Origin of the sequence: Flammeovirga agarivorans (assembly GCF_012641475.1) — a bacterium.
Classification (GTDB): Bacteria; Bacteroidota; Bacteroidia; order Cytophagales; family Flammeovirgaceae; genus Flammeovirga; species Flammeovirga agarivorans.
Map to the genome: position 1 here is coordinate 1 of NZ_JABAIL010000016.1, position 21,387 is coordinate 21,387.

The following is a 21,387-nucleotide window of genomic DNA, read 5'->3' on the forward strand; positions in this document are numbered from 1 at the left end:
AAAAAAAAAGCTGCACCCGTAAGTACAGCCCTTATATGAAGCGTTATGCGTTATTTCAAAGACTCTGAATGACCAAAGCACGAAGTACCGTGAATCGGACAGGAATCCATAAGCTTTAAGCGGTATGGGGTTGGAGTCGAAGTTGGGGAAGTTTCGAAATTTACCTCCTCATAAATTGGGGTAATTTTCTCTTCTTGTCTGTTATTTTCACACGCGCAAAGTAGGGTGATCGCAATAGTCACCGAGATAAGTTTTTTCACTGTTTAGTGTAGTTTTAAATAGTAGTACTTTAAAATATTTGTGTAATACAAAGATACAAATATTAGACCTACTACCCTAACCATTGTCATCAACATACGATAAATATTCTTCAGCGAAGTTGATTAACTCCTTATATGTGAATTGTTTGTGATTTTCATCGAGTACTGTAAAACTAAAAAAGCTCCTGAAGAAGTTCTCAGCAGTAACCTTTTCGTCAACTAGATTTGTGGAAAACTCCGCATCCTCTAGTCTGGGTGCTTTAATTAAGTCCCAAGCTTCAGTCAGTTCTTTAGTTTCTATAGACCCTTCTAATATCGATTGCTGTAGATCCTCTACTACTGCATCATCTTTTGAATGTTTTTTTATTTTAGAGAACGATTCTAACTGTGTTGGTGTAGCTACAGTTCTTAAAATATCTTGTGGGTTATCCGACTCTAGTATATCAAGAAAAGTATTTGTGGCTTTAAATATACGCCAAATGTAGGATTGGGCGATTTCGGTTACATGTGATAGATAAATCACAAATTGAGTAAAGCTACTAAACCTAGACCCTTCCTCCAGATATAATTTATCCCGCTTCACTATGTACATCATCTCTCCAATTTTTTTCCACGAAGCTTTATCTTTTTTGAGCATAGAGATGATTTGATTTTCTAGGGGTTTTAATCTAGACATATTTAGTAAGGTTATTTTGGTAGTAAAAAGTAGAGTGACCTCGTTCAATTCATCGATAAGTGGTACATAAAGATCACTCTACTTTGTGGAGTACCCAAGGTACAAAAAAAAGCATTAAGCTGCTACATTTGAAAACTTATTTACCTCCAAGGAACTCGTAAACGGCTTTATTTTACCCTCTACATAACTTGCTCCAAAGTAAAAGCCAAGGATCAACATAAAAGCTCCCCACATCGCAGCAACAGTTTGCGTTACGAAGCTCTCCTTCCCTGCAGGAATGTCTACAAAGATTAAAATATAAGTCACGAAAAAGACATTGAATCCAACAAGCAAAGCAAGGTATGCTGCAATATTCTTTGTCAACTTCGTTGCTTTATCGGCTTGGTTGATCAGTTCAGTCATTCTTCGTGCTGAATCTCTATCTTGAACTTCATACGAAACAATTTCTGACTCCTGCTCTTTGAGGGCAATTGCTATCTGTGCTTCTAGCTGTTCTCTATTAAAAGCATCCTGAGCTTTTTCGGCTTTTGTATAAACAAAGGTATCAGCTCCCTTGACTAATGTCTCAGCAATACCTTTAATCACGTTTAAACCAATAGGCATTTTGACTATAGTTTAAATTAAATATTAGCATAGTAATCTATGCGAGTTTGAGTAGTATTCTACTTTACGAACTAACTAGGTTTACAAAAGGCATAACCTCTGAAAGTTCAACTCCTTTTTTCATTGCTAGCATCACTACTTCATCTTTAAGCCTACGAAATTTTGAAGTAGGTTTTCTATGAGCGATAAAGTCAGTGATTGTTGCTTTTTTAGACTCAAGTTTACCCAAAACATGTACAGCTCCTTCCTGAATTATTAAGGTGTTGGCTGGAGGAAGTTCAATAAACTCCCCTACTGTTTCTCTTAAAATGAAGTTTCTATTGAATACAGAAATATTCGCAGGGACGTTCAGTTTTGGAACATACACCTCAAGTTCATATTCTGATTCTCTATAAATAGATTTTAGGTACATGGTTATACGATTAAAATAGTTTCTACGTAAATGTATTTAGTCGGGACTACATTCAGCCTCGAATATATTGTATTTTTATATCTGTAAAGTGCGTTGTGGTGATTTGATACTAAAGGGGCGCCATCTACTTCCAAGGTTGTGCTATACGATCCTGAAGAGTCGCCAACACTAGTACCTGGTAAGACTACTTTTCCAAGAACATCTGAGCTACCCCCAGGTATTTTGAATAAAGCTTCTCCTGCAACAAGTGGTTGTAAAAAATTTCCCGATACTTTGATTCTACCTCTAAGTAAAATAAAGATGCCATACTTTCTATACTTCAGTCCTGTTAGGTCTACTGTCGCATTCGAAAGAACTGCACTATTGGAGAAGGATGTCCAATTTGAATCAACAATTTTATTGTTTGCAATAGCTGACCATACTCCTGATGCAGTCGCTAAATCTGTACTTCTACTTGAAGATCCAATGTAACTTGATGGTGAATATCCAGAGTTTTTAGGATTGCCCGAAGCATCTGTTCCCATAAAGCTCCAATTTTTTCCAATAGCAGACTTGTTAAGCTTATTGGAATTTAATGAATTGTATACCTCGTCTATCTTTTCTGAGACAAGTCTTGAAGTAGGTATTCTTGTAGAGTTTGTAGAAAGGGATCCTGTATGAGAAATAGAAAAATCTGTAGCAACAACTTTTCCTGCTACTGAAGTGACTAGCTTGCCTCCCGCGTCTGGTATATCCGACTTTTTTACAGAAGTTTCTTCCAAAGAATTGATATGCTCGGTTAGTGTTTCCGCATACCTTTCAAGAGAAGAAACTCGATCTACTGCAGAACCTATAGCACTGTCTTGGGAAGTATTCTTATCTTCTGCGGTCTTCAGCCTATCACTTAAGGAGCTAGAGATGTCTGTGAGGTCTGAGATGTTCAACTCATTCGTTTTTACGCGATTTTCAATAGAGGAAACCTCGCTGTTGACTGAACTTAAATTTGTGTGCAGGTCATTCACCTTAGCAAACAGGGAAAGTTCCTCCAATGAGTGAAAGCATGGTTTTCGGTCCTTAATAAGATATGTTCCAAATGCACCTGAAGGAAGTTCCCCTACTCCAACGGTTACACTAGTAGCTACATCTACTTCACAAGTTTTTTTATAACCTACGTCTGGAAGATTAACTCCTGTAAGTTCCCTTGGATCCGCTACATTTTTATATGCTTCAGATTCAAAGTTAAATCGGGTAACTTCTAAACTGATATACACATCATCAGACCCTACACTTATGTTCGAGTCTTCAGCAAGAGCGATATAAACACCTTGAACCCAAAGTTTAGCTGAGTTAAAAGAAAGCTCTCCATTATTATAAACAATGGATCCTTCAGAAACCAAAATGCCAAGACCCTTATAATAATCATATAGTGGAGTCTTTATATTTTCGATCTCTCTATTAAGATCTTCTGCTAAGAAAATGTGAGGATGGGCTTGAAATACTGTACGTATTACCTGATCTGTTTTTGTATATGCTTTTGCTGACATAGTTTACCAATTTTTTTGTAAAGTAAAATTCGTAATAATTGAGAGGTGTATCAACAAAGTGTCCCGTTACGTCACAAGATACACTATTTATATACTTTTTTAAGTATATTGCTACAAAAAAGTAAAGGTATGAGTACTAAACATGTAATAGAAAGAATAAAAATAGCTCGTAAAATAAATAAACTTACGCAGAAGCAGATGGCTGAAAAGCTTGGCGTATCAGATACTACCTACAAGAAGATCGAGCTGGGGCAACAGAACATTGAAATATCAAGACTTACGAAAATTGCAGATATATTAAACCTAGATTTAACCGAATTATTTGCTGAAGTCCCTTCTAAAGTAATCACTTTTGTAAACCAAAAAGGTGGTACAGGAAAATCAACTCTAAGTGTGATTACTGCAACAAACCTTAAGGAAAGGCATCCTGAAAAACGTATTGCAATCTTAGACTTAGACTTTCAGAGTAGTTCTGAATTTGTTCATAAGATTTCCGAAAATCCCCTGGTAGAGGTTTTTAGAGTAGACATTCACGAATCAACCTCTCCTGTCGTTGACTTCTTAAATACATTAAAGAAAGTAAAGAAGGAATGTGAGTACGTGATTATAGATACAGCAGGATCCGTTGTATTAGCTCAGTTCATCTCAGCGGTACTTTCAGAAACCAATCTAGCAGTCGTTCCTCTTGAGCTGACAGACTTAACCGTTCATGGCACACTGCCAACAATCACTCTGATTGAAGATGCAGCTAGTAGAAGAAAAGAGCAGAGTAAGACTTTCAAAGCACTTGCTGTAGCTAATAAAATGAAAGCTAATGTAAGTGAGTTGAAATACCGTAAAGATTTAAAGCTTGGCGACCATATCGAGATGATGGATGCTTATTTAACATCTAAAGTAACTTATGGTAGAGATCTATCATTAGATCGAGCATTGACAAATAAGGAAGTGGAGGCATTTATAAACGAAATTGAGAGTTGGGTATGAAATCTTTAGGAAGATTAGATCGATTAAATAAGATAAAGGAAGATAGCTACGAGGAAAGTAGTGAGAAAATAAATGCACAGAAAGAGTTAAATAAACAAGAAGAAGAACTCATGTTAGTGCTTGGGGGAGCTTTCCCTCTGAACGTTGAGAAGATAACAATATCTACAGAACTAGAGAAGTACATAAGGCAGCAGAATGAGCTTGAATACATGGATTTTTTCGACTCTGTAAAGGTAGAGGGAGTTAGGGATCCAATTGTAATTTTCGAGGATCCTGAGTCTGGTGAAACTATCCTTGTTGACGGACATCATAGAGTAAAAGCAGCGAAAGAATTAAACATAAAATCACTGCTTGCAAAGAAGCTAAATGTAGGGTCATTTTCGGAGGTAAAACTATGGATGCTCAAGAACCAATTAGGTAGAAGAAACCTCACAGATGGGGAAAGAATTTTCTACGGATTAGAGGTAACTAAGAGTATTGCAGAATTAGCCAAAAAAAAGAAGAAAACCGCGTTTTTGGATACGTCAGTCGTAAGTGCAAATTTGCACTTATCGAGAGAAAAGAAAATTGACAGGATGCAAGTAGCAGCAAATTATGCTAATGTTTCAAGAAGACAGACCTTCAAATTCACAAAAATTCTCAACTCTGGAAAGGCCGATTTAATTAAGAAAGTAATGGGTGGAAAAGTGTCCATTCACAAGGCGTATTTGGAGGTGACAGAAGAGAATAAAGAGAAGAAAAAACCTACAAAAAAAGGACATGAAGAGTTAGATAAAATCACAGAGAAAATATATAACTCAATCAAGCCCTTTTTAAAATCTCATGATCCTAACGAGGTGCTAGAAAGAATAAAAGATTCTATTGCATAAAGTAAGAGCAGCATTGCTCAATACCCTCCTCTCTATAAGAATCCCATAAACTTTTTTTATCTGGGAAATCCTGAAGTAAACGACTATAAAGTAAGTCTACTAAATCTAGAGCTTGCTTGTAGTCGTTTTCTATTATTCTCTTTAACCCCCAAATGTGAGTTACTGAAGTCTGTCTGCTTTCTCTAAGCATATTTTCTAAAAACATTTCTTTTGGTCTACCCAATTCTGTAAATGTTTCGTACATGATGCCTTGCTCCGCGTAACACATTTCAATAATCTTAAATGGGTCTATTGGATTCTTCCCCTTCCAAGAACGATCTCCATAAAAGGGCTTTTTCATATAGGCTATAGATCTTGCGATATATTCTTTTAAATGCTCTTCATCCCAAAACGTAATGAAAGCTGCATTACATCCAATGCCTGCGTTAGCTCCTGTATACACTCCGTTATCTGCGTGTACATAGGTAAGATTAATTTTGTTGGTAGCTGATCTTTTAAACTTTTCGGGGTACTTGTCCCAAAAAATAAAATCAGCATCTATGAAGCTATCACCTTTAGAAGCTTTCTTATAAGCAAACAACTTACCGCAAGCCCAAAAAGTATTAGTGTCAATGTCTTTTGAATTTTCTTTGAAGTCCTCATACCAAGTTGTATCTATTTCGTCAAAGAGTTCCTGATCAAATTTTGAGGGGTCGTCAGTATGTAATACTACTCTACCGTTCTTCTTTCTCCAAGTTTGGGAAGAAAGAGCCAGACATAGTTTACCCCAAACTTTCCAATGCGGAAATTTTTTTCCAATGCCTCCTGCACAGACATCTCCATAAATTGTATATCTCCCTGTCATACTTAGATTAAATCGATTCCATAGACAATTGTATCATGCTCAAATATTTTAGGTACGGTGTATTCTTGAAATACCTGAAGTTTGTCCCCTTTGATGCATGCGAAACCTTTTGCTTCTTTAAAAATTTTGTAGTTAGCGATAAAGGCAATTTTTGTCGGAGAAAGTTGGAGTAGTTTTACATGTTTGTTTCCTCCGGCTACTGACTTTACGGGTTTTGGTAGATCTAACTCAAAGTAGTTAGTATAGTGAGGTAGATTTGGTAACTGTATTTTAATCATAGTATGAAAAATGCTAACCCCCAAAAGAGAGGGTTAGCAATTAGTTATTTAAGATTACCTTATGATGTAGGAATCCAAACTTTGTTCGGATTTCTTGAAGAGTACTCTGTAGTAGAGTATTTCACATCAACTGAATAATGCTTGATCTCGTTTACAGGTTCAATCCTGTGTGTCTCTGCGACAGGCAAGTTATTCATTACTGAATTGTTGAAGTTAAACGCACCATTCAATTGAATGTCGAACGTTTTAACCATACCAACATCTCTAAGAGGAAGGTCGCTACTTCTATAGTTAACACCATAGGTAACTTTTACTTCCATAGCAAAGAATCTGAACGCACCCGAATGGTAACCCGTAGAACTTGCTTTGAACATATTAGGTACTTTACCCAAAGTCTCAATCAGCTTGTGACTCGGAACTTGAGAGGCTAACATGTAATCATCTTTGAACTTTTCTAGTCCTTCGAATTTTACAGGAGTACCTAAATTCTGATAGCCACTAGTTGCTGTCATTGCTTTTAATTGCAACTCTATTTTGATAGGTCTAGTATAGACATATCTAATGTCAGGAACTTGGGTTGAAGGCCAAATCCCTAACATCTTCGCTAGAGCCTCTGTTCTAAAGCTGTTCGAATCATGATCAGAATACATATGAACTAAGTTCACTAAGGCTTCTTTTGAACCACCAATCGAGAATCTTGGTTCCGTAATACCTGCTCCACCAATCTGATTAGTGTTTTTAGTACGACCCATCAATTGAATGTAGACATGGCTGGCTCCAATGATAGAGTACGCAGTTAATGTTTTTGTATATTCAATAACTACTTTTGTACCGTTTCTAGTAGAAGAAGTGAAAGCAATAAAAAGCTCGTACTCCCCTGATCCAGAAACACCCGATTTTTGGAATTCAGCAAAGAAGAATGACCAAGCAGAATATGCCTGAATGTTTCTTGATGTTGCTTCTCCATTACCTGCATTCTCAACAAGAACTTTATCCCCACTGATATGCTTAAGGTATACTGTGATGTCTTTATCAAGTGCCGCCTGCTTCATTCCGAAAGGATCCATCGATGCACTTGGTAAAGGAATTTCTAATGAAACTCGATCTAAACCATTTGATGAATGGAAAGATCCATTGTAGCCCGAAATAAGTACATCTTGAGGAGTTTCAGTACCCACGATTTCAAATGAAGTCTGAACCGTATTAAATGTGAAATACTCGTTAAGACCATCAAAATCTTGTTGGTATAATCTAAGATAGATCTTACCTGCAGGAATGCTTTCTCTTGGCTCCAACTCAACACTATAATGTTTAGTGACATTTGAGTTACCCGCAGCATTAACCTTATTCGCAGGATTCCAATTTTTTTGATCTAACGACCACTCTACCTGAAAAAAGTCTGCGTTGATTTCTGTAGACGTACTCCACTTCAGCAACACATGGTCAGTCATGACATATGCATTAATTGACGAAAGAGTTACAGGAAGATCCGCAGGAACCGAGAAAAGGAATTCCTCATGCGTTGTAGACGTAGCACCCGAAGTATCTGCGGGATCAACAATCGTCCACTTAAAGTACATGTTCCAAGTCTCGCTAACAGGTTTAGATACAGATTTTACGATGTTCCAAGCATTTTCAAAATCGCACTCAGTATCCGAAGTTGGGTTTACATCTCCGGTAGCTACCACATCACCCGACTCATTTCTGTATTCAAAAATCAAGTTAGGTTTTAATAGGTTTGCAGCAGAATTCGCAGAAGCTTCAGAAGAAACACTGCCAAATTCATCCTGTCCATAGTCAATTGTAGGCGCCCCTTCTGATGCTGTATCCGAGTAGAACGTAGCACGGAATGAAGTTCTAAAAGCGGGGTTGGATTCCTGTTGGTAATACGGAGTATATACGAAGTGTCCCTCTAACGCAACTCCGTCACCTGAGAATGCAGCATCGACTAAATCTTCATCGAATCTAACTGTAAGCTTAGACTGACCTTCATTTGACTCTACTACACCATCAATGACTAAGCCTTCTACGCCAAGCCATGCGACAGTTTGTTTATTGGCATTGTAGTAGTCTGCATCCATACCTGATTGTAAACCATCAGTGACAAAATAGACTTTACCAAAAACGGAAATTGGGGCAAGGTTTGTCCCTTGTAATGTGACACTCGTACCCTTCATGAAGCTCACGCTTGTACCTGCGTGAAACGAAGGATATGCACCTAAGTCATCTCCTTGCTCAATGAAATCTCTAAGTGAATCTGGGGTAGAGGCATTTAGCTCTGAACCCGAAGTAATCGTTCTAAGAACGGGAATAATAGTAGACATGTTTGTTTTTGAAAGTATTAAATACTTAACGCTGTTTTAATGTTCGTTGCCTGTGAAGCATTAAGAACTCCTTCACTCTCTAGAGTATTTACTAAAGAAAGGAAGTCATCTTTTACGAATTTTTTATTGACAAGGGAAAGATCTGTGTACTGTGCTGAGTAGTCAGCATCGTATTCTAATCCCTTATTGTTCTGTGCATCTCTAACACGCATAGCAGTTGCGGAAATCTCTATGTATTTTGGATCTCCAGAGGCTACTTCTTTGATACCAACATATGCAGTACCCGCACCCCCTGTAATGATGCCTTCGTTTACTCCGTCAGTGGCACTTAGCGTAGCACCATTAAACGCATTGGCAATGATCTTTGCAGAGTATCCTAAAAGAAAGCTATCTGTAATTTCAAAACCATAGTCAGAAGAGCCGTCATGCTGTGTAGTAAAGTACCCCGAAAACGCTTCCGTAATAAAACCCGCATCATTGGTAAGCTCTGATGTAGATGAAGGAATTGAAGGTTTATCAGTCAAGTCATTATAGCTTGAGATACCTGGAGTATCTTTACCTACTTCAGTCCAATTTTCTGTGTTAGTCCACGAATCGTCTGAAAGGTCTGTACCTTCATATCTAAAAGTTGTGTAGGTATTGTCCGCATTTTTTACCGAAATCAAAACGCCATATCCTCTTTTTTGTAAGGGTATGTTATCTCTCTCAGTAGTACTAAATACAGACTTGTATCCTCCTTGCACATCCTCCGAACTAATAATTGGATAATCGCTATTTGCGTGTACAAGTTTTTCGGGAAATGGTAATCCACTCATCTTATTCAAACTCAAGTTTAGTCCCTACATTAAATGCCCCAGGAGCATTACTTTTGTATACTCTGTAGCTAGCAGTGACTCCATATGAATTTGTATAATCAAAGTCGCCTACTTTAGTAAAAGCTGAGAGTACCGGAGATGACCCGTCTTGAGTGACTTGAGATAAGTCTCCATAACTCGCGGGGTAGATATAATAAGTAAAATGGTCCCCTGCATCTTCAGTAGCTTGAGTACTATTGATCGTTAAGTTTTTAGAAGTTGCTAGGGATCTTGAAGTAGATATTCTATCAATCACCTCAGTAACTTCCGCATTTGTTGGTGATGCAGGAAGTGGGTAGTTTGTACCTCCAAAAAAGCTTCTTTGACGAATGCTAATAGAGAAAGTTCTCGATAAGTTATCTCCACGATCCCCTATTGCAGTCAATGTCCACGAAATTATCCCTGGAGTTAGGCTCTGAACTTTTGAGCCAACTAATGCTGTAAGTGAACGGTCAACATCATTGATCGGCTGACCACTAAAACCTGTACCCACTAGATTAAACGTAGTTGGTTCATTGCCTTCACTATCTACAACTGTAGTCCAAGAAGCAGACTGTACCGTAATTTCTACTCCAACCTCAAATACACTCCCCGACTCAGCGAAACTTACCTGAAGAGAAGAGAGTGACGGTTTAATGTATGGGGAAATCATTTCTCTAAGGATCGTCTCTAGTGTTGTGCCTGCAACAAAGGTTCTTCCTTGCGAAATATTTCCTACAGTAAGTGTTGCTGTAAGGTCTGCGGTAAGTTGTGCGTTTTGGATAATGTTTCCATCTCCGTCAACGTCTTGTGTGATGTCCTTCCAATTAAGAGCATCTTTCCAATCGGTATCAAGAATGTAATCAGGAAAAACGCCCGGAGCAGTTGGATGTTCTTTTTTGTCATCCCCCTCATATCGGTATGTTGCAGCGATCACTTTACCTTCCCCATCTTGGGATGCAACCGTAACTACTTGCCCCAATCTTCTTGCGTATTGGGGGATTAAATCACGTTCTGCAATAGACCCAACCGTAAAGGATGCCCCTGAAACACTTTTTGAATCTACAATCGGATAATTGTCATTCGAGTGTACAAGTTGATCTGGAAAACTTAAAGCCATTTTTAAAATATTTGTGTGTGTGTGACATGGGGGGTGTCATCTTATTACAAATTAACTTGTAAAAGTGCGGTGCATCAAGTCGTTTTGATTTTCAAAGCTGATTCAGTACTAAACACGCTAGGAGCGTTGGACTTATAAACGTGAAGCGTTAAAGGTTTTCCTTTGTACTTAAACTCTTTCATGCCTTCATACGTGAATGCCTTCAGTATATCTCCCGCGTAGTAGTTGTCTGGCTTTATTGCTCGAATGTCCGTAAGCATCGGTTCCGACTCGGAATACATAATGTAGGTAAAGCCCTCTGTGTGGGAGCTGTCAAATGATTCCAAAACCATCTCCTCCGTATTTTCTGCGATTAGTACGGAAGCATCGTCTAAAAATGTTTCGGGGTCTATTTGAACTCCCCCTTTGTAAAATACATGTGCCATAAATTTTATTTCAAAATTGATTGTATCAACTAATTTATTTTCTGAATAGGCTTTAATCGAAGAGTAGATAACTGAAGGAGTATTCCGAATAATTGTATGATCAAGACTTTCGGGACTCTGTACGTTAGAGAATAGTTCAGTACCTAACATAGCATCTACTCTATCCGGTAGATTGTAATTTCCGTCTGCGTTTAGCTGGTATACTAACTCGTCTAAGTAAGCCTCATATGAAACGGGATATACAAACTCATTTTGATTATCAATTGAAAAGCTTTTAATACCCATACTTCCGCCAATATTTTCTTCTATATCCGAGAAGTCATAAAAGTATCCTTCATAGTGGTATTGGTAGTCCGTGAAGTATAATTCAATTGTGGTATTGCTAGAAGTAAAAGGAAGAAAGTCTAATATGTTTTTTAATACATACTCTCTAAAGCTTTGACTGTTTGCAAATGGAGTAAGCATTGCAGCTTTAAATACCGAGTTTACACTATCATCAAGAGTGATATTAAAAAGACCATACTGACCGCTTGAAGGATCCCCAACATTCAGCGGTTTTGCTGATTCTTTATTTACTGAAGGAGTAATAAATGGATACCCCGCATACAGTTGAGACATATCAATTAAAACATCTCCGTCACTGATAGCTTTTAAGTACAGCTCAATGCCCTTCTTTGTACCTTTCAAACTCTGTATAGCAAAAAGATTGATGAAGAAATGTCTAAGTATTTCGGGATGTGTCTCTGAAGGAAGGTCTACATTTGAAGCATCTAAAATATACTTTCTCACATACTCAAAATTCTTTGTAAGAAATGGGTTTGTAATTGCCTGTATATTCGAAAGTACTTCTGCCTTCTCTAAATTCATCGCATCAAAAAGAGCGATAAATTTTGAGGTGTTTTGTATCTCAAGAATTTGTTCCGGAATGTAGTCCTTAATCTGCTTCATTATATTGAGATGGCTTTAATAGTTAAGTTACCTTTTCTAAATATTGTTTCTGTTGAAGATCTCTCAAAAGTCTCTTCATCTTCTTCAGCGTAAATGTCTGTCAGTAACTCAAACTCAGAGATTGAAAGATTACTGATAGCTTTATTATTTATGGAATCTATTGAGATATTGGTAAAGCCCCTCACTTTTGCTGCTAAGGCATTTCGGATAGTTGTAGCATCTACTCCAACACCATATCCTCCGTCAATATATCTTGCAATAGAATCCTTAATAACAATGGATGCAGACTTACAAGCTTCTTTAATATCTACAGAAGAAATGACATATAGAGTTACAGTTAAATCTTCTAATTCAACATACTCATTTTTTGAGGTGTAGAAGTCATACCCCGCAGGAATGAAGTCCGCGATTTCCGATAGTAGATTTTCTCTATCCTCTTCTGTAGCTTCTTCTGTGCTGGTCAGCAGTATTCTTACCGTTACAGTATTCAATACAATCTGTGCATTTGACTTTAAGATTTCGGGAATAGAGTTTACTAATATCTCACACGATTTTTTATTAGTTATTCCATTTCGAACACTAACACCAACAGCACAATTTTTTTTGAGGTCTGCTAGAGTTTCTTCTTCTGTCTGTTTAGTTGACGAGACTACTTGAATAAGGCTTAAATCTCTTTCTGAAGAAGGATTTGAAACTACAGATACATTTGAAGTCGGATCAACATAAGATACTCTATCGGGAGCCGTGAGGTAGTCTACTTTAACCAAGGAACCAATGTTAGGTCTTTGACCAAAAATGTTATCTCCAAAGTGTAGGTTATAGCTAGCTTCTGAACGAGGAAATGCAGTAAACACCTTTGAAGAAGCTTCGCCAAAAAAGTCTTCTAGAAAAGTCCAATTTTCCCCCTCGATCTCTACTGAGATTGTTTTATAATCAATATCCGTATCGGGCAAGAAAATTTCTTTTCCAAGGTATTCTGCAGAATACGTGTTGAACTCCCCTACTGAGAAAAACGCATTCATAGTTCTTGATACATTAGACTCGACTAGTTTTATTGGGTCCCGATTTACTGCAATCAACCCTAGATCATCTAGTGAAAGTCGCAGCTCTCCTTTTGGTATCAGGTATTCTTCGCCAGCACTAACCGTCATTGAGATATTTAAAATTACAGGAGAGTACCTTTTCGGTGTATGTCCGTAATATATCGATCTAATGAATGCTGTTGTATAGTCATTAGTATTATAGACTAAACTATTCGAAGCAAAATTATTTAGATACCAAAAATCCTTCTCACTGAATTGAGCAAAAATTTCGACAAGAAACTGACCAAAGTCAGAAGCACTCCTATCCGTCCACTCTGGAAAATGAGTATCTGCATATTCATGTGCTTTCTCTACTAACTGTTTTGAAGTGACCGAAGTTAAATTGGCAAGAGAAGGTTTTAAACTTAAAGTAGAGTAATCATATATTTGTTTGATTACCTCATAGTCAAGTTTTGATATTCTTGATATAAGTTCATTTTTAGTCATCCTACAGAGCTATTAAAAGTAAGTAATAAAGTGAAAGAGGAATTAATATGGATGCTCCTCCGATAGCAGTAGCAAGCAAGTCATACCAATCAAACACACCATAGTCAGCTTCGTTATACAGCTCCCTAAACAGGCCAGCAATAGCACTAACAGCAATCGCAAGGCAGTAGCTTGAAATTCCTTCAAAAATAAATGTCTTACTTGCTACGTATGTAATCAAAGCAATCGTAAATCCTGCAAGCAAGTGTAGTTGTTTATCTCTTTTTATCATGATATTGCTATAAATCCTTTTGTATTGCTTGAGTTATCCAACTCGGCTTTTTTGTATTTATATTGGAACACTGCACCATGTTCATTGAGGGATTCTTTGATGATTTTTACCTCTTCAAGTACTGCTCCCGTATGTTTGCTAATAATCTTTTGTAATTGATTTGCATACATTCCTGCTAAGGATTCACGGTTGGGATTTTGGAGAACTTCAGAAAGGTTTGGGACGACTTCATTAAAGTAAACTCTAACCTGGTCTGAAGAATGAAAAATAAATTTCACTCCGTCATCAATCTTACTTTTACCTTCTAGTAGATTAATCTTACCTCCCTTGATCTCGCAGTTGAAAGACATTCCTTTTCGTATCATAGAACATTGATTAGTTTATGTGTTTGAAGTGATACTTTCCATTTCGGATTTTTTAATGCTAAATCCATACAATGATTTATTGCTTCGGGGTCGGGGTAATTGCCCCTAAAATGAGGAGATAAAAAGTATAGGTTTGAATCAATCGAGGGGTTAGGTAGTGAGGAGTTTTTATGTAGGACATATCGTACTTCATCTACTCTAGTATCTCCTATTTTTTTAGCCAATACGTGTTCTGCGATTTTTGGACTTACGGCAACATAATCAATGCCTAAAGGAATAGGATGAATGCCGGAGGTTTCGATGCAGATAAAGTATCCATTTTCTTTAAGTATATGAATTAACTCATCATCTAACTGATCCAAAGGCTCTCCTCCTGTCAACACTAACTCTTTGCAGTTTATTTCTGACAGAATATTTAAGATCTCTTCAGCAGTACGTTCTACGCTGCTTTCAAAATTTGTATCACATTCTACTCCCATTTTCGCACATGCGAACTTTGTTAAGCATCCCGAAAATCTGATGAAGATTGAAGGGTGTCCCGTTCTTGCTCCTTCACCTTGTACCGAGTAAAATATTTCGCTAATTAGATATTTTTTCATGACTCTTATTTTTTTATTCTAGTTTTCCAATGCCGATTTCTGTGGTTGTCCCTGATTGTGCAGCTGCACTTCCCGTTGTAGCAACCGGTATTCCTTTATTGACTTTTACTGTTGCAGACTTTACGTATGTCTCGATGGCATTGGCTAGTGAAGAAGAGAACTTTTCTAAAGCATCCCCTTGCGAGTTACCGTCATCCATTTTTGACAATTCTGTCAGCAAACTTTTGATGTTAGTGGTGAGCGTTGATTTATCTAGCATTATTTTAGGAGTTTAGAGATGTTTACTTTTGCTTTTTCTATCGCTGTAATTGTTGTTGGTATTGGTGTTCCACTTACTCCTACAGGAGTGGTAACTTGTATCTTTGATATAATGCTGAGTACATCATCAAGCAAGGATTTTACAGAAACACTTCCCTCCGTAATACTAATCTTATCCGAGATAGAAACCTCCCTTGAATCCACACTAGCAGTTACCGTATCTTTCGTAAGTGATACTTTGGTTTTATCTCCCTTTCTAAGTTCGATACTCGATGGATCAATACCGATGCTGAATGTTTCTTCGACATCTTTGATCTCGATTTTTTTGTTTTCATCATCGATAGTTATGTTATAGTTACTTGTAAAAATGCTATTGGTCCCAGTAGTATTTTTGTTGTATAATGTTGAGTTATTTTTCGGGGTGCATCCAACAATTACAGGGGCGTTTGGATCTCCATCGACAAAGGATACATAGAAAAAAACTTCATTACCTATAGTGTCTAACCATTTCTGCGTTGGAGTAAAAAAGTGCGGAAATGAATAGGACATTCGAGCGTACACAACAATACCGCTTTCAAGTCGAAGCAGTAATTTTATACCCTCGCTTGATTCGAGTTGTTTACCTAAGAAGGTAGCTCGCAATACTCCGATCTGTTCATCTCCATGAAGCTCTCGCATTATCTTCTGAATTTTAATGTTGTAGTAAAACCTTCTTTATCGCAATTGTGTAGTACAGATACTAACAAAAAACGAGCATCCGTTGTGGTGTATCTTTGTGATGTTGAATCGTATTGAAGAATGCCTTTTACATTGTAGTACTTACCTCGCACTGGCCTAAAGTCTCCATCACATGTCGCCTCCACTTCAATACCGAAATATGGCTTTATCTTAAATCTTGCTCTTGTATCATAAGACCTCGCTCTTTTAAAAAACTTTGTCTGCTCTTCTTTAGTAAGGCCTCCTTCGGTATTTAATTTTCTTTCAACTTTTTTCTGCTCTTCATCAGAAAGACTTTTGTAATAGTCATTCAACTCATAGGTATAGTATTCGTTGATGTCTTTACCATTTTCGTCTTTTCTACTATATGTCCATGTAGTTAGCTCTTTCAGTTCTCCTTCATCAAAGTATGTAACCTTATTATTTCTAACTTTTGAAGCATCGGCAACATCATGTGATACAGAAACATTTCTGATCTGAATCTGATTTGTTGCTGAAGGCTCTATAGGTTCGAAGCTATCTAAACTCTCCCCCTCTCTAAGCATTACTCTGAAGAAAACTAAGTCACCACTTTCTTGCTTTGTACTTGCAACAACTCTTAAAAAGCTATCTCCATCTTCATTTTTTTCAATGTATAAATGGCAACCTAAATAGCTTACCAACTTATTAAGTAGTGCTTGGTCGGTAAGGTCTTTTTGAATTAAAGGAGCATCTAATGAAAATTCTAAATCACCAAGAAGCTTTAAGTCTGAGCTGTTTGTTTTAAGCCCCATACCTTCTGCGATATTTTTTAGTATTTCAGAGGCTTTTATTTTTTCTTTCTTAGCCCAAGTTCTTAGTGTATCTGATTCTTCTGCTGAAGGGTACGCTTCATAATGTACCTCTTGAGAGAAACCCTTTCCAACACATGTGACATTAGCCTTAGCTGTACCCGAATCACTTAACTCAAGATCTACAGCTCTGATCGTCCCCTTAAAAGCTTTTTTTCTGTACTGGGTCGTATCATTATTAGTGTATCCCCTTAACGTACCCAGCGAGAGTTCCACAGGCGCCATAGTCCTTAAACTTGCAATCGCAAACTCTCCTGTGACAGAAAAACTAGCGTGAACTAACAGATCTGCTTTGTAGTCGATATGTATTGATTTTACCGAATCGGAAAGATCTCTACCGTCTACAAATACCTTCCAATATGAATTAGAAAAACTCATTTATTGCTTTTTTCTTTGCTCTGCAAATGTTGAAAGACTAGAAAGCTTTCTTCTAATATTTCTCTTTCGAGTATCACAATACAGGATGCATTTTTCTACCCCCGTTGGAGACGAAAATATGCTTACTATCGTGCCTCTTTTATATTTACCCTTGGATGCGTAAAGAACTTTTTCTCCTACGCCAAATGTTTTTAATCTACTCATGTTAGTACAACTAGTTTTGGTATGTAAATTTTATCTCCCGCACTATAGTCATCAGGAAGTCTTGAATCATTACACTCTGCGATGATGTTCCATAAGGATTCATCGCTGTATTTAGTTCGAGCAACATCATATAAAGTTTCTCCATGAGACATTATATACTCCTCACTCTCCAACGCTTTCGCGTTTGGTTTTAGGGGAAAAATTGGAGTGTTGTTTAAATACACTCTAGAATCGTTTATGCTGTAGAAATCTTCACTAATCATTAAGCTTGATTATTATTTTGTATTGAATCATTTCCTGCGTACAGATCATTTGCTGATGTGCCTAGTGAACCTCTAGAAATTGAAATAGCAGCTATTGAAGTTTTAGCTAAAGAGTCTGGTTCTTTTGCCTCATCGACTCGGATTGTGACTGAAATTTTCGCTCTAACGGGGTATAGATTTTCATCTCTGAGTAAAACGTCTATGTCTAAGTCACTTATGACTCCTTCAACATGTATAGAATCCCCGTAGGAAAAAACAATACGTGGAGGAGGTGAGAATTTTCTAAAGGTGTAGAAGTCTCTTCCTTGGATTCCTGCAAAGGTTGGTCTTCCTCCTTCTTCCTGTATATCGGGTCTGATCAAAGAGTTGAAGAAATCTATATCGTCTTGCACACGCTGTACTGAAGATTCAGCAACAGGGGAATTAACGTTGGATCTAGCGTATGCTTTAGGCGAACTGCCTGAAGGTTTAATACTTAAATACCTTTCTGTTTCATCAACAAATAGAGTAAACGTTATCCTCCTCGATCCGCCATTTGTCCATGCGTATTTTAAATAGTTTCGCAAGGGGGATTCTCTATCTGTATAGGTCACTTCTTTCTTATCTTTCAAGTCTTCGGGGTTGAATTGAAAGACGTAATAAGAATTCAGATCTTTAGCTAAAGCAATAACTCCTCTAGGAACAAGTTTTAGCGTGTTGGTCCTAAGAGTGAAAGTATTTCTGCTTCCATCTTCGCCTTCAATGAAGTAAGGAGAGTTATTAGAAAAACCTGCTTGGTTTGATGCAATTGGATTGGGTGCAGTTCTGAAAAGCCTTTCCATCCACAGAAGATTATGATCTGCGGAACCGCCACCCGAAATATTACTTAATTTTGAAATGAGACTATCCGCCATATGCTACCCTAGTTTTCATGTTTTTCTCAAATTCTTTTAGTGCTTTTTTGATTACCATCTCCACTTCTGAAGAAGTAACTCCCGTTCCGCTAAAAGCTCCAGGTTCTATGTTGATGCTTACCTTATCTATTGCAGTACCTATCATAGTACCTCCTTCATTATTCGAGGCATTAGATTTGATCTCCAAGGCTTTTTTATTAACATCAACCCCTCTACTACCATCGCCAAAACCAAATAGATTTTTTGTATAATCAATCCCTTCTTGGGTTGTTTGATTTGTAGCTTCTAGTAAGGTTGCGTTGCCCTTCTTTCCTTCGAATTGTTTGTCCGTTTTCTCAACTACTTTTTGAACTGTAGATGTTCCGCCTTTTAGTTCAGAAAGCTTTTGATTTTTTGCTTCTTTTCGAATTTTAGAAAGTTCAGCTAAAGTGATTTCAGAGTTTGCTTTCAATGCCTGATTAGCCATAAGAGAGGCATAGGTTTCTGCCTGCTGATTTATAAGCATTGTGTCCGTTGCATTTGCGATGCTGGATCCCCAAGATGTCATCTTTTCTAACATCCAATCCCCCGTTCCTAAAATAAACTTTCCAAACTGAGTTCCTTCAAACCAATTCATCACTGATTTTAAGTTTTCAAACAGCTTGTCTATAAAAGGAAATGCATGATCTTTAAAGAGAAATCCCAAAGGGTTATCCTCACTCTCTAGGTAGTTCTTAATAGACTGCATTCCATTGCGGAACATCTCAGGAATACTTTTTATGAATGTCGAAATAAAGTGATAGGTTACTTTAAAATCGAGTACTAGTTGATCAAACCAAGACGAGAAAAACTTCCAAAGATTTTTTACAGACTCGGCAATCATATTCACCCCTAAAGCAAAGCTCTTATTTGACTTGTAGAAATTGTATAGCGTTCTTGAGAAGTGAGCGACCACTCCAATCAAAGCAGCCACAGCCCCTACTATCGGGAGTATTGGAGCAATAGCCGTCCATATAGCAGCACCAAACGATACAACTAAAGGAATAACCCCAAGAAGAGATTTTCCAAGAGACATGATGCTTCTACCCAAAGTACCTAATGATTTAACAGAGCCAACAGCAGCTTGTCTTATTGACATCTTTGAGAGTTTCCACATTTGAATACGCAGTACTCTAAATGCATTTGCTGTTGTAATAGACTGTAATCCTAAAGCACTTAATGAACGCTTCATTAAAGGGAACGCTTTTTTAGTCATAAGGTGAGATCCCAAAGACATGACATTGAAAAACTGCTTTGCCTGTAGTCCAGATACAACAAACCATTTGGCAAGCTTAAATCCATAAACAGCAAGTAGCCATTTACCAACTAAGGAAATTGCAGTCTTTATTTCAGAACCGTACTCTTGAAAAAACCACTTTACTTTTTCAACCCAAATTCCCGTTTTGATGATGAAGTTTCTGAGAAGATTATTAATGCCATCTTTACCTCCGACCAATGCAGAAAACTTGGATTCAGAGAGAAAGAACACTTTAGTTAATTCTCTAAAAAACGTCCAAGTAAGTTTAAATACACCTCCAATAGCTTGACCAAAACCTGTAATGATTCCTTGATTTTTTCTAAGGTATTCTAGAACATCCGTCAATGATTTTTTCACCATCTCTCCAAACGAGTCGGGGCTATTCACATCACCAAAAAGGGCTTTCATGAATATGCCTCCCATCGCCTTATATCTCTCTAATATTTGAGAAAGTGAACTTGGAATTTTCAGTGCAATTCTGTGGATTTCTTTTTGTTCGTGTAGGAACCCTCTAGTTGCTTCAGCTAGCTTTCTTGGATCTAAGTATTGCTGTTGTAAAAGTTCTCCATGTTTCGTAGCTCCTGCGATAAGCCCTTCAAGAGAAGATAAATCACCGGAAAGAATGTTGGTATAATTTTGAGCAGCTTCAGAAACACTAACTCCAAACACTTCTGACATATCAGAAATCATTCTTGAGTCCTTGTCTGAATAGTTGATTCCTTTTCTACTTAGTTCTTGAGCTATACCAATATGGTCTTCTACATTACCCGAAAAATTCCCTGATGCGATGTTTGACTGAATCTTAGCGTAAGCTGCACTTGCATTTTCTAAGGACCCAAAAGCCAAATATGCTTTTCGAGTTTGGGACTCCATCTCTGTTAAGTAGTTAACAAAGGCTTGTGTGCCAAGGTAAGCACCTCCGACATATGCAATGTAGTCGATCAACCCTGAAGTCAGATTTCGAAGTGATCCATAAGCAGCTCTTGTTGTTCCAATCAATCCTTTGTTTTCTCTAGAAAGGCCATTCACGGCATTTTGAGCAGCTTCAGCTTTTTCGGCATTTAAGCCAAGAAGTCTAGCACCTTCTAGTAAAGGATTTTTACCCTGTAACACCCAAATAGCAGCTTGTGTTTTTGCTATTGACTTGAGGTATTTTTTTGTTTTACCTGTTGACTCTAGTCCAAGCTGTTTATTCAACTTATCACTAAGCTTATCTACTTGCTTTTCAACATCTTTTATTTGCTTTTTTGCATCTGTCCAAAGCCCAGAAAAAGTAAAGCCTTTTTTGGCTGTGGAAGCCTTGACTTTACTTTTATTCATCATCTCTTCTAGATTTTTTGGATCAAGTGCGTTATACATAGACTTGTATGCATTCTTACTTGCTGCAGAAAGTTTCAATAACTTATCTGTTACTGTATCTACTACAGAGATGTTTTTAATATCTACCGCAAAATCGAAAATATTCATGACTACTGTCTGGTATTTGAGTTCTTGCTTTCCTCTTCCATTACCCGCAGTTCTTGTTGTAGAATAGACCTACGTGTTTTTGTAGGTAGAAGTAGAAAGTCTTTATATGAAGAAAAATTTAACCGCTTGAGAAACAAGTGGAACATGGAGTCAAAACTATACTCTTCAGTAGGCTTAAATAGGTGTATAACTCCCTTATAAATCTGATGATATACCTCATGTGCTTTTGAAGTACATA

General features: G+C 37.4%; 21 protein-coding genes. 2 read left to right on the top strand and 19 right to left on the bottom strand.

All coding sequences use genetic code 11. The features are described 5' to 3' along the window. Positions 1-336 precede the first annotated feature (336 nt). From HGP29_RS26800 to HGP29_RS26815, 4 genes are all read right to left on the bottom strand, one after another. Positions 337-936 (bottom strand): hypothetical protein, encoded by a 600-nt coding sequence (locus HGP29_RS26800; protein WP_168885553.1) that lies wholly within the window; start codon positions 934-936, stop codon positions 337-339. 114 nt (positions 937-1,050) lie between these two features. Continuing rightward, positions 1,051-1,539 (bottom strand): hypothetical protein, encoded by a 489-nt coding sequence (locus HGP29_RS26805; protein WP_168885554.1) that lies wholly within the window; start codon positions 1,537-1,539, stop codon positions 1,051-1,053. 64 nt (positions 1,540-1,603) lie between these two features. After that, a complete protein-coding gene (locus HGP29_RS26810; RefSeq protein WP_168885555.1) occupies positions 1,604-1,951 on the bottom strand; it encodes a hypothetical protein in 348 nt (115 codons plus the stop codon). Between the two features lie 2 nt (positions 1,952-1,953). Then, a complete protein-coding gene (locus tag HGP29_RS26815; protein WP_168885556.1) occupies positions 1,954-3,474 on the bottom strand; it encodes a hypothetical protein in 1,521 nt (506 codons plus the stop codon). A gap of 129 nt (positions 3,475-3,603) precedes the next feature. Between HGP29_RS26815 and HGP29_RS26820 the strand changes: the two genes are divergently transcribed. After that, positions 3,604-4,458 (top strand): AAA family ATPase, encoded by an 855-nt coding sequence (locus HGP29_RS26820; RefSeq protein ID WP_168885557.1) that lies wholly within the window; start codon positions 3,604-3,606, stop codon positions 4,456-4,458. Beyond that, positions 4,455-5,327, top strand: a complete 873-nt coding sequence (locus tag HGP29_RS26825; RefSeq protein ID WP_168885558.1) for a ParB N-terminal domain-containing protein — start codon at positions 4,455-4,457, stop codon at positions 5,325-5,327. Before HGP29_RS26820 ends, HGP29_RS26825 begins: the two co-directional genes overlap by 4 nt. Here HGP29_RS26825 and HGP29_RS26830 read toward each other — a convergent pair. The 15 genes from HGP29_RS26830 to HGP29_RS26900 all read right to left on the bottom strand — a co-directional run bounded on the left by HGP29_RS26830 (position 5,317) and on the right by HGP29_RS26900 (position 21,149). After that, complete coding sequence (locus HGP29_RS26830; RefSeq protein ID WP_168885559.1) at positions 5,317-6,171, bottom strand: hypothetical protein; 855 nt, start codon at positions 6,169-6,171, stop codon at positions 5,317-5,319. The two genes, HGP29_RS26825 and HGP29_RS26830, sit on opposite strands and share 11 nt — an antisense overlap. 2 nt (positions 6,172-6,173) lie before the next feature. Further along, positions 6,174-6,449, bottom strand: a complete 276-nt coding sequence (locus tag HGP29_RS26835; protein WP_168885560.1) for a hypothetical protein — start codon at positions 6,447-6,449, stop codon at positions 6,174-6,176. A 59-nt stretch (positions 6,450-6,508) separates the two neighbouring features. Continuing rightward, positions 6,509-8,773, bottom strand: coding sequence for a hypothetical protein (locus HGP29_RS26840; RefSeq protein ID WP_168885561.1), 2,265 nt, complete (start codon positions 8,771-8,773; stop codon positions 6,509-6,511). Positions 8,774-8,790: 17 nt separating this feature from the next. Continuing rightward, positions 8,791-9,588, bottom strand: coding sequence for a hypothetical protein (locus HGP29_RS26845; protein WP_168885562.1), 798 nt, complete (start codon positions 9,586-9,588; stop codon positions 8,791-8,793). A 1-nt stretch (position 9,589) separates the two neighbouring features. Beyond that, a complete protein-coding gene (locus tag HGP29_RS26850) occupies positions 9,590-10,726 on the bottom strand; it encodes a hypothetical protein (RefSeq protein ID WP_168885563.1) in 1,137 nt (378 codons plus the stop codon). A 74-nt stretch (positions 10,727-10,800) separates the two neighbouring features. Then, a complete protein-coding gene (locus tag HGP29_RS26855) occupies positions 10,801-12,099 on the bottom strand; it encodes a hypothetical protein (protein ID WP_168885564.1) in 1,299 nt (432 codons plus the stop codon). Then, complete coding sequence (locus HGP29_RS26860; protein ID WP_168885565.1) at positions 12,099-13,628, bottom strand: baseplate J/gp47 family protein; 1,530 nt, start codon at positions 13,626-13,628, stop codon at positions 12,099-12,101. The genes HGP29_RS26855 and HGP29_RS26860 overlap by 1 nt, the downstream gene beginning before the upstream one ends. A gap of 1 nt (position 13,629) precedes the next feature. Next, positions 13,630-13,899 (bottom strand): hypothetical protein, encoded by a 270-nt coding sequence (locus HGP29_RS26865; protein ID WP_168885566.1) that lies wholly within the window; start codon positions 13,897-13,899, stop codon positions 13,630-13,632. After that, complete coding sequence (locus HGP29_RS26870) at positions 13,896-14,264, bottom strand: hypothetical protein (protein ID WP_168885567.1); 369 nt, start codon at positions 14,262-14,264, stop codon at positions 13,896-13,898. The genes HGP29_RS26865 and HGP29_RS26870 overlap by 4 nt, the downstream gene beginning before the upstream one ends. Further along, positions 14,261-14,863 carry a 7-carboxy-7-deazaguanine synthase QueE gene (locus tag HGP29_RS26875; protein ID WP_168885568.1) on the bottom strand — a complete coding sequence of 201 codons (603 nt, stop codon included), beginning with the start codon at positions 14,861-14,863 and terminating at the stop codon, positions 14,261-14,263. Before HGP29_RS26875 ends, HGP29_RS26870 begins: the two co-directional genes overlap by 4 nt. A 13-nt stretch (positions 14,864-14,876) precedes the next feature. Then, positions 14,877-15,083 carry a hypothetical protein gene (locus HGP29_RS26880; RefSeq protein WP_168885569.1) on the bottom strand — a complete coding sequence of 69 codons (207 nt, stop codon included), beginning with the start codon at positions 15,081-15,083 and terminating at the stop codon, positions 14,877-14,879. Positions 15,084-15,121: 38 nt separating this feature from the next. Beyond that, a complete protein-coding gene (locus HGP29_RS26885) occupies positions 15,122-15,670 on the bottom strand; it encodes a hypothetical protein (protein ID WP_168885570.1) in 549 nt (182 codons plus the stop codon). 128 nt (positions 15,671-15,798) lie between these two features. Next, positions 15,799-17,046, bottom strand: a complete 1,248-nt coding sequence (locus HGP29_RS26890; RefSeq protein ID WP_168885571.1) for a hypothetical protein — start codon at positions 17,044-17,046, stop codon at positions 15,799-15,801. 466 nt (positions 17,047-17,512) lie between these two features. Further along, the gene (locus tag HGP29_RS26895) at positions 17,513-18,406 is read right to left on the bottom strand and encodes a CIS tube protein (protein WP_168885572.1); all 894 of its coding nucleotides are present in this window, start codon (positions 18,404-18,406) and stop codon (positions 17,513-17,515) included. Beyond that, a complete protein-coding gene (locus tag HGP29_RS26900) occupies positions 18,396-21,149 on the bottom strand; it encodes a hypothetical protein (RefSeq protein ID WP_168885573.1) in 2,754 nt (917 codons plus the stop codon). Before HGP29_RS26900 ends, HGP29_RS26895 begins: the two co-directional genes overlap by 11 nt. Positions 21,150-21,387: the final 238 nt, after the last annotated feature.